Source organism: Cytobacillus sp. FSL K6-0129 (assembly GCF_038007625.1).
GTDB lineage: Bacteria > Bacillota > Bacilli > Bacillales > Cytobacillaceae > Cytobacillus > Cytobacillus kochii.
In genome coordinates this window covers 4554698-4568455 of the sequence record NZ_JBBOXM010000001.1, presented here as the reverse complement: position 1 = coordinate 4568455, position 13758 = coordinate 4554698, and the positions used below count along the sequence as shown (strand labels likewise).

Sequence of the window (13758 nt, the reverse complement as noted above, 5' to 3'; positions counted from 1 at the left end):
TACTTTGATGAATACTGAGATACTGCTTTTTTTCATTTTAGTTAAGCAGGACTTCAAAAAGAACCCTACAAATATTCATATTCTTCGCAAATATGATTTCTTTCACTGCTTAGTTATTGTTATTGACTAATGTTAACAGAGCCATAAAAATACTTACCTTGTTCAACGAACGATTCCTCAAGTTGAACAAGGTAAGTAAATTTGACCATGATACTGATACTTGAAATTGTCTAGTTTTATCAATAGAATTATAAGGATTTATCATCCACTACTTTAATGGATTTTTTTCATTTCTTTTAATCTTGTAGCATCACCTAATATTTGAATTAAGGATGCATCTTCTATACGTAAATCCCCCTCTATTTCTACTACCCATGTATCATTAGCAATCATCTTCATAATTTCTGCTCCTTCAGGTAATTGCTGTAAGGCAGAGCGTCCATATGCAATCCAACTCGTTTTCGCACTACGCTGTTGATCAAGGGTGGACTCTTCATGAAAAGTATACTCCTGATCCTTTTCTGATAAATGAATCAAATCTTCTATAATTGCACTTGCTGTTGGATACATACCTGCACCTGGCCCCTGCAAACTAATACTCCCGACAATATCCGCCTCGATATGGATAGCATTTTGCACACCTTCCACCTGATATAAAGGATGGTTACTTTCAACTAACACTGGCCGAACAGCACATTTTACTTGAGAATGAGCGTATTCAATAGTTGCCACGTGCTTGTATCTAAGACCTAATTCATTAAAGAAAGTAATATCTGATTTAGCAATACTCGCAATCCCGTTTCTTTCAATCTGCTCGCTTTTTGGTTTCTCTCCATAAATCAACTCACTTAAGATAGCAGCTTTATAATACGCATCAAAGCCTTCAACATCATTCGTCGGATCCGCTTCCGCATAACCTAATTTTTGCGCTAGCGCCAGAGCATTATCAAATGATAATTGCTCTTCTCTCATTTTAGTTAATATAAAATTAGATGTACCATTCAATATGCCTTCAACCTTCGTTACTTTATTAGCATTTAGTAGTTTTTTTAAAGTTTGAATAATAGGAATACCGCCTGCTACAGTAGCCTCGTAGCCGACTGAGACATGATATTTTTTTGCTAATTCTCTTAAGATATTACTTTTTTCTGCAAACATCTCTTTATTTGCCGTAATTACGTGGCGACCTTTTTCAATCGCACTTTGTAAATAAGTTGCAGCCGGTTCAATACCAACAATTGCATCAATTACTACATCAATATTCTCCAATTGTTGGATTTTTTCATATTGGTTTGTCAACATAACTGACTGATCGGGGGCAGTATGCTTCTTAATGTCCCTCACTAGAATAGCAACAACCTTTACTTCTTCACTTAATAACTTTTGTAAACGCCCTTGATGCTGTTGAATTGTACGGTAAACGCCTTTACCAACAGTACCATAGCCAAGTAAAGCGATATTTATCGTCAAAACCCTTTACCTCCCATTACATCATATTACTGTAATTTTTGACTAAGTTTGGCAAGCTCTCTTGCCTTTAATTCTCTGCGCAATATTTTTCCACTGATTTTTGTTTTAGGTAGTTCTGTGACAATTTCCATTTCTCGTGGGGCAGAATGAGCAGCTAATCTTGTTTTTACAAACCTTCTAATCTCTTCAAGTAGTACATCACTGCCTGTAAATCCTTTTCTTAGGACAATAAAGGCTTTGACGATTTCTCCTCTTAATGCATCTGGTTTTCCAATGACTCCAGCTTCTGCTACAGCAGGATGTTCAATGAGCTTACTTTCAACCTCAAAAGGTCCGATTCTCTCCCCGGAAGAATTGATCATATCATCACTCCTACCTTGGAAGAATATATATCCATCTTCATCTTGAACAGCTAGATCTCCTGATACATACCAACCTTCAAAAGGAAAATATGACTGGTATTTCTCCTCATTCTTCCATACTTCTTTCATGATTCCTGGCCATGGTGCTTTAATTGCTAAGTGACCAATCGACCCTCTTGATTGTTCGACACCATCATCATCGAGGATAGCGATGCTTATACCAGGAAATGGTCGACCCATTGATCCAGGTTTAATTACTTCTGAAGGTAAATTGACAATTAATTGTGCCCCTGTTTCAGTCATCCACCATGTATCATGAATTCTTTTCCCTAACGTTTCTTGTCCCCAATAAATGACCTCAGGATTTAACGGCTCACCAACACTTAATAAATGTCTTAAGTTGGATAAATCATAATCATTTGGTAGGTCATTTCCTTCTGCCATTAACATTCTGTATGCTGTCGGTGCACTATACCATACAGATACTCCAGTTGTTTCTAATGTATGATACCAACCCTTTGCATCAAAGCGGCCACCATTAACAACAATTGTCGCTCTATTTAACCAAGGTGTGAAAATGCCATACACAGTTCCCGTAACCCAACCTGGATGTGCGGTACACCAATACACATCATCATCTTTTAAATCGAGTACCCATTTCCCTGTTTGATATTGATGAACCATCGCTCTATGAGCATGAATAATTCCTTTTGGCTTTCCTGTTGAACCGCTCGTATAGTGGATGTTTAAACCATGCTCGAGATCAACCCACGTCGTGATATCTTCTTCTTTTACTGTTTTCTCTAATTCTTTGATGAGTGAAATTTCTTTTTCACCTAATAATTGTACGTCATCAGCATCAGTAAGAAATATCTTCTCTAAACAAGGCAGTTCGTTCTTTGGTACCCTGTTAAGTAAGTCAGTATCCGTAATCAAAAATCTCCCATCACAATCAGAGATTCTATCTTTTACTGCTTCCTCCATAAATGCTTCAAAAAGAGGACCCGCAATTGCGCCGAGTTTAATGGTGGCAATCATTGTAAAATAACAATCGGGATGTTTAGGTAGAAAAATAAAAACGAAATCACCTTTTTTCACCCCTTGGTTTCTTAAAACGGTGGCGATATGATCCGTTTTTTCTTTAATCTCTGCGAATGTGTATGTCTCTTCATATGAACCATTCACATAATGCAACCCTATTTTGTTTCCATAACCGTCAACCACATGTTTATCAATACATTCATGAGCCATATTGACTAGACCTGATTGGCTCCAGCTAAACTGTTGTTTAACCTCATCCCATGAAATATTTTGACATGCCTCTTCATAGTTCGTTAAGTTGTAATCTCCTTCAATGGGGGCAAGCTGTTGCCGCTCTATCACTGTCATAATTCATTAGCTCCTTTATCTTTAGATTGCTTTCGAATGAGATAAATCTAATAATTGCAAAATCTCATCTTTTAGTGCAGCAAGATCTTTATCTCCTCTTGATCTTGGTTTTGATTTTTCAATTTTTATTTCTTGATATAATTCTCCCGGCTGTCCCCTAAGAATAATAATGCGATCGGCTAAATATAATGCTTCATCAATATCGTGCGTTACTAAGAGGATAGTTGATTGATAGGTTTGCCAGAGATTCAGTAATAAATCTTGTAATTGCATTTTTGTAAAAGCATCTAATGCACTAAACGGTTCATCTAAAAGTAATATTTCTGGTGAGGTAACGAGGGCTCTGGCAATGGCCACCCTTTGCGCCATCCCGCCAGATAAATCTTTCGGGTAATGGTTTTCAAACCCTTCTAGCCCAACGGCTTTAATATATTGCGCTATTTTACTTTGAACTTTTTTTTGTAGACCGAATCCGATATTGTCATAAACTTTTAACCAAGGCATCAATCTAGGTTCTTGGAAAATCATCCCGATTTTCTTATGAACATCATGGACAGTTTCGCCATCTATTACAACCTGGCCATCATATTGTTTATCCAAGCCGGATAATACACGTAAGAGCGTACTTTTACCGCAACCACTTGTTCCTAAGATTCCAATGACTTCACCTTTTTCTACCTTTAAGTCAATATTTTTGAATCCCGTTGTTCCATTTGAAAAAGTTCTAGACACTCGCTCAATTGATAACAATCTTGCCACCTCCTACTTCTTGACGATCGTATCTTGCCAATGCAATGTTTTTGTCTCTAACCCTTTTAAAATGGCATCTGTTATTTTTCCTAATATGGCAAATAAGACGATACTAGAAATAATTAATTCCGGTGCATAAGTGTTTTGGCCATAAACAAGCAAGTAGCCAATACCTGTAGAAGCTCCCATTAATTCAGCTGCAACAACAAACATCCAACCAAGTCCCAATCCGCTTCTCAGCCCTACTAAAAAAGATGGCAAAGCTGCTGGTAAGATAATCTTACAAATTAATTGCCATGAGCTAAAATGATAGATTTTCCCCACTTCAATTAGTTTACGGTCAATTCCTTGAATGCCTGAAACAATATTTAGATAAACTGGGAAGAAAACACCGACAGCGATTAAAACCACCTTGGAAGGTTCCCCAATTCCCATCCAAAGAATAAATAATGGCACCCATGCCAATGAAGGTATGGAACGAAAAGCTTGGATCAGCGGATCTAATAAACTTTCAACTGTTGAAAAGTAGCCAACAGCGGCGCCGATAATTAAAGCTGCAGCAGTGCCAAATAAGAAACCAAGCACAAGGCGATATAATGTAATGCTCGTATGTGTCCATAAACTTCCATCTGTCGTCATTGTCATAAGTGATTGCAAAATGATTGATGGAGCCGGGAGTAAATGAGGAGGGAACACACCGATCCGACTCAAGTACTCCCATGCAAGAATAAGTAAGATTGGCACGATACTTCCAAGTAATACCCTTTGAATACTAGGGTTAATTTTTCTATGCTTCTCCTTACCCTCATTTACTTTGGGGATCGCTATGACTTCCTTCATATTCATTCTCCTTTACCAACCCTATTGAATGACCTCTGTTGAGAAATCTGGGTTTATTAATTCATCAACCACTTTACCTACGTCATCACTCTTAATAATGCCTTCTTCTTTTAAAACCTCACCAGCAGCATTTAATGCTTCTATTTGCACTTCACCAGGTATTGGTTCATTAAAGTCATTTCTCTCTAATTCTTTTTTCGCTACTTCTAGGGTGATTTGTGCTTCTTCTGCCAGTATCTCTGCCGCTTCTTCAGGATTTTCTAATACCCATGTACGAGCTTTTTCATAAAGCTCAATTACTTTTTTCACTTGTTCAGGATACTTCTCAGCAAATTCGCTTCTCACATTTAATGTGCCATAAGTGTTAAAATCGATATTTCGATAAATAAATTCTGTGTCTGCTTCAAGTTCTAATTTAGCCATATGTGGATCTAAACCAGCCCAAGCGTCTACTTGCCCTGTTGTTAATGCCGTTCCACCGTCAGCATGTTGCAAGTTAACGATTTCAACATCCGCTGATGTTAATCCGGCTTCATTTAATGAGCGCAGTAAAAAGATATATGGATCTGTTCCAATCGTTGCTGCTACTTTCTTTCCCTTCAAGTCTTCAACTGATTTGATAGCTGATTCTTTCGGTGCAACTAATGCCGTCCATTCTGGTTTTGAGTATATATAGACTGATTCAATTGGAGCACCATTTGCTTTTGCAATTAATGCCGCTGCACCTGCAGTTGAGCCAAAATCAACACTGCTACTATTAAGAAACTCAAGTGCCTTATTACTCCCTTGACTGAGGACAAACTCAACATCAATATCATCTTCGGCAAACGCTTCTTCTGCCCAGCCGAATTTCTTTAAAACTACACTTGTTGGAGAATAATAGGCATAGTCTAAAACAATTTTTTCTGGTTTTCCTTCGCCATTACTATCATCAGTGCTTGCCTCACTATCCCCGCAAGCACTAATGAATCCAATTGATAAAACGACAATTAAAAATACGAACCATTTTTTCATCGATGACTCTCCTCAATCTCGGTTTTAAATTTCACAAGCAAAGGTTACAATAGAACCTCTTAATCTCTGTGCCTCTTTATATGTGCAGCGATTTTGTACCACTTCAAGTCCGGCTTCTTTTGCTATTTCAACTGCTTTTGGTGAAATGACACCTTCTTGTAGCCAGAAAACTTTCGGTTGGATTTCTACTGCCTCTTTCGCCACTTCTATCGCAGCTTCAGGGCTTCTAAATACTTGCACAATATCAATGGTAAAAGGAATGGATTTTAAATTTGGATATGCCTGTTCACCTAATACTTCTGTTTCTCTTGGATTAACTGGCACGATTTGATAACCTAATCTTTGCATTTTTCTTGCTAAACGGTAACTTGGTCTAGCAGGATTTCCACTTAATCCAACAACAGCTATCCTTTTTGCTCTTTGCAGTTCTTTGCCATCCACATCTTCTTTTAATGAGGATGATTGTAATGCCCATCGAATAACACCTTCATCATTTACTGCTGTTTCTCCTTTTTGTTCTCCCTTCGAAGAAATACCAGTCGCTTCATAGAAGGCTTGATCTAAGTCATTGGTTAAATCTCTAACCGATTCAATCCCAACTGATAAACGTATGAGTTCCTCACTTACACCGCTTTTAATTAAATCTTCTGCACTTAACTGTTGATGTGTGGTTGAAGCCGGATGAATAATGAGTGACTTCGCATCACCTACATTGGCTACATGAGACCACAATGCAATTGTATCTATCACTTTTTTACCTGCATCTCGGCCACCTTTAATACCGAAGTTCACAATGGAACCGAAGCCAGTGTTTAAATATTTCTTCGCGAGTTCATGCGCTGGATGCTCTGCTAAACCTGGATATGCGACCCAATCAACAGCTGGATGAGCGTTTAAGAAATGGGCTATCTTCGCTGCATTTTCCGTATGTTTCTCTATACGTAAATGGAGTGTTTCCAATCCTTGGAGTAAAAGAAATGCACTATGTGGGCTTAATGATGACCCAAAATCGCGCAGCAACTGAACACGAAGTTTTGTACTGAAAGCGAGTGTACCAAACTCATTCGCATAAACAATACCGTTATAACTTGGATCTGGCTGAGTAAAACCAGGAAACTTATCATGATTCCAATTAAATCGTCCGCCATCAACTACAAGTCCGCCAATTGTTGTTCCATGACCACCAATCCATTTTGTTGCCGAATGAATGACAATATCTGCTCCCCATTGGATTGGTTTGCAAAGATAAGGTGAAGCGAAAGTATTATCAATAATAAGAGGAATATCATTATCATGAGCAATATTTGCAACTGCCTCTACATCTAGGACATGAAGACTTGGGTTCCCAATAATCTCTCCATATAAAGCCTTAGTTTTTGGCGTAATCGCTTTACGGTAATTCTCAGGGTCAGATCCATCAACAAAATGAACTTTAATCCCATATTTCGGAAGTGTTATGGCAAAAAGATTATATGTTCCACCATAAAGGTTCGACGCTGCAACAATCTCATCACCCGCTTGGGCAATATTCATAATTGAAAGAGCTATAGCTGCCATTCCAGATGAAGTCGCTACTGCCGCTACCCCATCTTCTAATAAAGCAATACGTTTTTCTAATACATCTACCGTTGGATTACCGATTCGTGAATAGATATTTCCCGTCTCATCTAATGAAAATAGGCTTTGCGCATGGTCTGTATTATGAAAAACATATGAACTTGTTTGATAAATAGGAACTGCACGAGATCCCGTTGTCGGGTCTGGTGATTGACCTCCATGTAATAAAATCGTCTCATCATCATAAGTGTTAAATTGATTCGTCATTATATACTCTCCTCTACTTTTTAGTCGGATGATTAAAATAAATAACCCCCTCTTCATAAGAAGAGGGGGTTGCCTCATCTTATCTTCCAGACATTTACTGCCTGCAGGATTTAGCACCTTTTCAAGCAATTGCTTGAAGGTTGCCGGACTTCATAGGGCCTGATCCCTCCGTCACTCTCGATAAGAAATATTTTATTTTTTAAAGCGTTAATACTTTAATTACAAATAGAATTATATCCAAAAAATGATTTGTCGTCAATATGAAATCTGAATATATTTTATATTCCAATAAAATATTAGCTCTATCACATAAAAAGCCCTTCTACCTAGAAGAGGCAGAAGGGCTTTGAATTAACGAGCTCACCTTCTCCTTATCTTTGGATAATATCCTCTGAAATTAGCACCATACAAAAGATTGCTGGTTGCCGAGGCTTCTCTGGGTCAGTCCCTCCGCCTCTCTGGATAAGAAGTTCATATTTATTTGTTTAACATCATATACCCTTTTATAGGGAATCGTCAATAACATTTTGAAAATTTATTTATTTTCATCCTGGATAAGCGTCAAAAAATGATACAGTATCTTAGCTGTTAACCCCCATATCACATGACCTTTATAAGTATAAAAAATTTCTTGCATCCTCCGCGTTTGCCATTTATATTTTTCCCCATTAGGAATGAGATGATAGGGAAAGCTACTATTAGGCTCTGGCTTCATCTCAATATAATGAATAGATGGTCCCTCTTTCAAAAAATAAGCAAGTGGTACTGTGAAAATTTGATCCACTTCCTCTGGATTTAGCTTAAGATCACTGATGCTCTCTATTGTGCCTACAAACGGATAAATCACTGTATCATAAGGTGTCACTACATAATCAAGTTCTGAAAAAACAGAGACTTCTCCAATTGGGATACCTAACTCTTCACTGGTCTCCCTTTTTGCCGTCTCTATTAAATCCACATCGTCTTGATCCATTTTCCCCCCAGGAAAGCAAATTTCCCCTGGCTGTCTTCTCATAGATAAAGACCGTACTTCAAACAAAATATGTATTTCTCCATCTTTTTCTATTAGGGGAAGAAGAACAGCGAATTTAACCAATCTGGAGCTACCCAATATATCTGATTGACGATGCTGTATCTCTGATCTTATTTCTTCCAAATCCATGTTAATTACCTCCAAACCACACGACTTAAATCTTTATTTCACTTTCTGCAATCTATCAATCATCCCCATTGTGCAGACATTTAAATCTAAGCCTATTAGCTTCTTATCCTCTGCACTAAGTTCAACATCGTGCGCTGTTAATAAATAATGTTTTACTTGTTCCAACAATTCCGATTGTATGGCTTCTTGCATTTTTATTATGTCATTTCCTTGGAGAAAAACGTCATCTGCAACTGAAGTAAATATAGGTAACCAATAACGAATTTGAGTAAAAACATCCTTTGGTTCAGGGCCCTCACCATAATGCCCAAAAAAGATATGTTGTGGTTGAAGTGATTCGATTTTTTCAACAGAAGATAACATCGCCTCTGGATTAAATTGATTAGGAGAAGTCGATGGCAGAACTAATGGATAACCTTTTCTTGCTATGTTAGGATAAAATACGCCAATTGTATCGCCAGTAAAGAAGCCATTACTTTTCGAATCATGGATTGAAAAGTGGTGCTTTGCATGGCCAGGGGTATCATAGAAAGTTAACAAACGCCCACCGATATCCAATGATTGTCCCTCTTCCATCGCGACTAATCTCTTCTCATCAATTGGCACAATCGGATTAAATAGTTGATCAAAATCATCGCCATATACCATTCTAGCACCAGCAATTAATTTACTAGGGTCAGCTAAATGCCGTTTACCTCTTGGATGAACATATACTTTTGCTTCTGGACATTGTTCTAAGAACAAACCAGTTCCCCCAGCATGGTCTAAATGTACATGAGTGACAATAATATGCTTGATGTCTTCAAGGTTAATGTTCAATTCCTGCATTCCTTCTATAAGATGGGGAATCGAAGGACTAGCACTTGTTTCAATCACTGTTAATTCTTCAGCACCTAATATATACGCCCCCGTACGCTCAGGTGTTTGTAAATCCATTAAATCAATCAATTGAATATCATTACCTAAATCTTGAATTTTGTGCAAAGGAAACCCCTCCATATTACTCTTTATGAAAATTATGACATAAGTAGATGAAGAGAGCTACTTAAAAGAATTACAGATAAAAGTGCTCAAATCTACATAGTGCTAAGTCAGTTGAGCAAAAAAAAACACAGCATCAATCGCTGTGATATAACTAAAAAGCTCGATTGCTTTGTTCTCATCATTTTTCAAAACCTGCCTCCGAAACGCTCGTAAGTAAGCTATTACACTTCAGAACTTAGTTGCGAACCTTTCAAAACAGGCTCTCATTAAGCCAACTTTTCCTTCTGTTCTTGTTCTTTAAAAAAGCCTTTCATCGCATGGAATACATCAGCCTTCTGCTTTAAAATATAATAACGGAACAAATCATTTTTTATATTTTTGTATGCTGACATTAAAGTGGAATGGCGGTTATATTGATTCACTTCCCCGTAGCCAAACATACTTGATACTTTCATTAACTCTTCAACAAGTTTTACACATCTTGCATTATCTGAAGTTAAATTATCCCCATCTGAGAAATGGAATGGATATATATTATATCTGACTGGGTTATACTTTTGATCAATTAACTCCAATGCTTTACGATAAGCAGACGAACAGATTGTGCCGCCACTTTCTCCTTTAGAAAAGAAATCTTCTTCTGATACTACCTTTGCTTCTGTATGATGCGCAATAAATTCAATTTCTACCGTTTCATATTTCGTTCGTAAAAACCGAGTCATCCAAAAGAAGAAACTTCTCGCCATATATTTCTCCCAGATACCCATCGAACCACTTGTATCCATCATTGCTAGCACAACTGCTTTCGATTCAGGCTTCACGACTTCATTCCAAGTCTTGAACTTTAAGTCTTCTTGATAAATGGGGTGAAAAGCTGATTTCCCGTGCATCGCATTTCGCTTAAAAGCTGACATCATTGTTCTCTTTTTATCTATATTCCCCATAAGACCAGTTTTGCGAATATCATTAAATTCAATATTCTCGACGACAATTTGATCTTGTTCCTTTTTCTTTAAGTTCGGTAGCTCCAATTGTTTAAATAACGCTTCCTCAATTTCCATTAAAGAGACTTCTGCTTCAAAGTAATCCTCACCCGCTTGATCCCCTGCACCTTGCCCTTTACCTTGCCCTTTCTGACCTGACCCATCTCTCGCTACTACATCACCAACTTGACTATCGCCATCACCTTGACCGACATGCTTATTCTTATCATAATTGTAGCGAATTTTATATTCATCTAAGGAACGAATCGGTATTTTAACGACATCACGACCATTGGACATGACAATGTTTTCTTCTGTAATCAGGTCAGGTAAATTGTTTCTGATGGCATCCTGTACTTTTTCTTGATGGCGTTGTTGATCATCATGCCCTTTACGATGGAGGGACCAATCTTCCTGTGACACGACAAACTGATGGTTTTGATTTTTTTCGGTCATTCTCATTTGCCCTCCTTTTTTGTTTTTAAAAAACTTTAAGGATTTTACGGAATTCATTCACATATCTCACCCAAAAACATACAATATGACGAGTGTCCATTGCTAACCTGAAAATATTTACTTATAGCTAGGTTCAAAAAATGTTGATTACTCTATCCTATGCTTTAAAACAGAATTATTTACATATTATTTAGACAATTATTAAAGTTGGGCGATTACTATCTATCATCCATCGTTCAACTAATACAAAATATGAATATAATGAAAAAAGCAATGGGGTCCATTGCTTTTTTCATTGTTTGTAGCTTTTATGATTTTCGCTTACCGACTTCCTGTTTAGGATCAGGTGTTTTTTGCATTTCTTTCAATTCTTCTTTCGATTTCATTTGTTCCATTTCTTTTCCAAGAGTTTCTATTTCTTCTTCATTGCTTGCCATTGAGCTATTTTCCGGTACTTTTTCTTCTTTTGACATTATTCGTCACCTCTATTGTTTAAATACCCTATTTCTGTCTTTTTTAAACAATAGGCTGGACGGTTTACCTATTTAATAGACTACCCACATAACGAAGTAAATCATTTGCAGATGTGGAATTATAGCCATGTTCATCAATAAGACGTGCGACTACTTCATTAATCTTCTTCAATTGTTGTTCATCCGGTGTTTTTGAAGAAGTTGTAATTTTGACGACATCCTTTAAGTCAGCAAATAATTTCTTTTGAATAGCTTCACGCAGGCGATCATGCGAATTATAATCAAATCGTTTACCTTTTCTAGCATAAGCACTAATACGAATGAGAATTTCTTCACGAAATGCTTTTTTAGCATTTTCTGAAATCCCGATTTGCTCCTCAATCGAGCGCATTAGTTTTTCATCTGGATTGATTTCTTCTCCAGTAAGTGGGTCTCTTAGTTTAGCCTTATTGCAATAAGCCTCAACATTATCAAGGTAATTCTCCATTAATGTTTTCGCTGATTCTTCATAAGAGTAAACAAATGCCTTTTGCACTTCTTTCTTCGCAATTTCATCGTATTCTTTTCGAGCAAGTGAAATAAAGTTCAAATATCGTTCTTTCAGTTCAGCAGTAATGGATGGATGTTGATCTAATCCCTCTTTTAATGACCTTAATACATCTAAGGCATTAATCGACGTCATCTCTTTACGAATGATGGTAGAGGAAATGCGATTGATTACGTAACGGGGGTCGATGCCACTCATTCCCTCATCTGCATGTTCTTTTTTCATTTCTTCTACGTCTGCACGATTAAAACCTTCTACACTTTCACCATCGTATAAACGCATCTTCTTAACTAAGTCAATATCGCCTTTTTTCGGATCCTTCATTCTTGTTAATATTGTAAACATAGCAGCAACTTTTAATGTATGGGGAGCAATATGAACATCTGACACATCACTTTCAAAAATCATTTTCTCATAAATTTTCTCTTCCTCGGTTACCTTCAAATTATATGGAATTGGCATCACAATAATCCGTGAATGCAGTGCCTCATTTTTCTTATTACTTATAAACGAACGATATTCCGTTTCATTTGTATGAGCAACAATCAATTCATCCGCTGATATTAAGGCAAACCGGCCTGCTTTGAAGTTTCCTTCTTGCGTTAATGATAGGAGATGCCATAGAAATTTTTCATCGCATTTAAGCATTTCTTGGAATTCCATCATACCCCGATTGGCCTTATTCAGTTCCCCATCAAATCGATAAGCTCTTGGATCAGACTCGGAACCATATTCGGCAATTGTGGAGAAGTCTATACTTCCTGTTAAATCAGCAATGTCTTGAGATTTAGGGTCAGAGGGGCTAAATGTACCAATCCCTACCCGCTTATCTTCTGAAAACATCACTCTTTCGACTATTACATCTTCAATTTTTCCATTATATTCTTGTTCAAGCCTCATCATATTGAGTGGTGATAAGTTTCCTTCAATTCTAATTCCATATTCATCTAAAAAGTCTTTGCGCAAATGATGTGGGATAAGATGAAGTGGGTCCTCATGCATTGGACAGCCTTTAATGGCATATACCGCTCCTTTATCTGTTAATGAATAGGCTTCTAACCCTCTCTTTAACATCGTCACAAGGGTTGATTTCCCGCCGCTTACGGGCCCCATTAATAATAATATCCGCTTTCTCACATCTAATCTTTTCGCCGACGGATGAAAATATTCTTCGACAAGTCGTTCTAATGACTCTTCTAGGCCAAATAATTGATTGCTAAAGAATTCATATGTTTTCTGCCCTTTCACATCATTAACACCAGCGTCTTTGATCATATTATAAACCCGTGAATGTGCGGACTGGGCAACCCATGGCTTTTCTTTTATGATTTCTAAGTACTCTCCAAAAGTCCCTTCCCATTTCAACTTTTCCTCTTCTCGTCTATACAACTCCACTTTTTTTAGAATATCCATATGGACCTCCCCCTGTCACATTATCAGAGACGATTATTACAATCTATGCTTGAAGAAAAACAAACATGCTTACCGAAAACAAATGACAAAA

Annotated in this window: 11 protein-coding genes and 2 riboswitches; all 11 genes read right to left on the bottom strand. The window is 37.3% G+C overall.

Features of this window, described 5'->3' with window-relative positions:
* Positions 1-273: 273 nt before the first annotated feature.
* Positions 274-1470 (bottom strand): homoserine dehydrogenase, encoded by a 1197-nt coding sequence (locus tag MHI57_RS23055; RefSeq protein ID WP_340978325.1) that lies wholly within the window; start codon positions 1468-1470, stop codon positions 274-276.
* 26 nt (positions 1471-1496) lie between these two features.
* Positions 1497-3221 carry an acetate--CoA ligase gene (acsA, locus tag MHI57_RS23050; protein ID WP_322909118.1) on the bottom strand — a complete coding sequence of 575 codons (1725 nt, stop codon included), beginning with the start codon at positions 3219-3221 and terminating at the stop codon, positions 1497-1499.
* Between the two features lie 21 nt (positions 3222-3242).
* The gene (locus tag MHI57_RS23045; protein WP_307318281.1) at positions 3243-3971 is read right to left on the bottom strand and encodes an ABC transporter ATP-binding protein; all 729 of its coding nucleotides are present in this window, start codon (positions 3969-3971) and stop codon (positions 3243-3245) included.
* 12 nt (positions 3972-3983) lie between these two features.
* Positions 3984-4811 (bottom strand): ABC transporter permease, encoded by an 828-nt coding sequence (locus MHI57_RS23040; protein ID WP_233435275.1) that lies wholly within the window; start codon positions 4809-4811, stop codon positions 3984-3986.
* 21 nt (positions 4812-4832) lie between these two features.
* On the bottom strand, positions 4833-5825 hold the full coding sequence (locus MHI57_RS23035; RefSeq protein WP_322909117.1) for an aliphatic sulfonate ABC transporter substrate-binding protein: 993 nt from the start codon (positions 5823-5825) through the stop codon (positions 4833-4835).
* Between the two features lie 24 nt (positions 5826-5849).
* Positions 5850-7649, bottom strand: a complete 1800-nt coding sequence (locus tag MHI57_RS23030; protein ID WP_095369976.1) for a PLP-dependent aspartate aminotransferase family protein — start codon at positions 7647-7649, stop codon at positions 5850-5852.
* Positions 7650-7725: 76 nt separating this feature from the next.
* Positions 7726-7836: riboswitch (SAM riboswitch) on the bottom strand.
* A gap of 181 nt (positions 7837-8017) precedes the next feature.
* Positions 8018-8118, bottom strand: a riboswitch (SAM riboswitch).
* Between the two features lie 66 nt (positions 8119-8184).
* Positions 8185-8811 carry an NUDIX hydrolase gene (locus tag MHI57_RS23025; RefSeq protein ID WP_095369977.1) on the bottom strand — a complete coding sequence of 209 codons (627 nt, stop codon included), beginning with the start codon at positions 8809-8811 and terminating at the stop codon, positions 8185-8187.
* A 33-nt stretch (positions 8812-8844) separates the two neighbouring features.
* Entirely contained in the window at positions 8845-9795 is a 951-nt protein-coding gene (locus MHI57_RS23020) for an MBL fold metallo-hydrolase (protein WP_095369978.1), read from the bottom strand.
* Between the two features lie 266 nt (positions 9796-10061).
* Positions 10062-11234 (bottom strand): sporulation protein YhbH, encoded by a 1173-nt coding sequence (gene yhbH, locus MHI57_RS23015; protein ID WP_095369979.1) that lies wholly within the window; start codon positions 11232-11234, stop codon positions 10062-10064.
* A gap of 308 nt (positions 11235-11542) precedes the next feature.
* A complete protein-coding gene (locus MHI57_RS23010) occupies positions 11543-11707 on the bottom strand; it encodes a hypothetical protein (RefSeq protein WP_180316988.1) in 165 nt (54 codons plus the stop codon).
* Between the two features lie 64 nt (positions 11708-11771).
* Positions 11772-13667, bottom strand: coding sequence for a PrkA family serine protein kinase (locus MHI57_RS23005; protein ID WP_307318272.1), 1896 nt, complete (start codon positions 13665-13667; stop codon positions 11772-11774).
* Positions 13668-13758: the final 91 nt, after the last annotated feature.

What these genes read in the sequence shown, in the direction of transcription:
- acsA (WP_322909118.1), bottom strand. Translation starts at nt 3,221, where the DNA reads ATGACAGTGATAGAGCGGCAACAGCTTGCCCCCATTGAAGGAGATTAC.
- MHI57_RS23040 (WP_233435275.1), bottom strand. Translation starts at nt 4,811, where the DNA reads ATGAAGGAAGTCATAGCGATCCCCAAAGTAAATGAGGGTAAGGAGAAG.
- MHI57_RS23035 (WP_322909117.1), bottom strand. Translation starts at nt 5,825, where the DNA reads ATGAAAAAATGGTTCGTATTTTTAATTGTCGTTTTATCAATTGGATTC.
- MHI57_RS23030 (WP_095369976.1), bottom strand. Translation starts at nt 7,649, where the DNA reads ATGACGAATCAATTTAACACTTATGATGATGAGACGATTTTATTACAT.
- MHI57_RS23025 (WP_095369977.1), bottom strand. Translation starts at nt 8,811, where the DNA reads ATGGATTTGGAAGAAATAAGATCAGAGATACAGCATCGTCAATCAGAT.
- yhbH (WP_095369979.1), bottom strand. Translation starts at nt 11,234, where the DNA reads ATGACCGAAAAAAATCAAAACCATCAGTTTGTCGTGTCACAGGAAGAT.
- MHI57_RS23010 (WP_180316988.1), bottom strand. Translation starts at nt 11,707, where the DNA reads ATGTCAAAAGAAGAAAAAGTACCGGAAAATAGCTCAATGGCAAGCAAT.
- MHI57_RS23005 (WP_307318272.1), bottom strand. Translation starts at nt 13,667, where the DNA reads ATGGATATTCTAAAAAAAGTGGAGTTGTATAGACGAGAAGAGGAAAAG.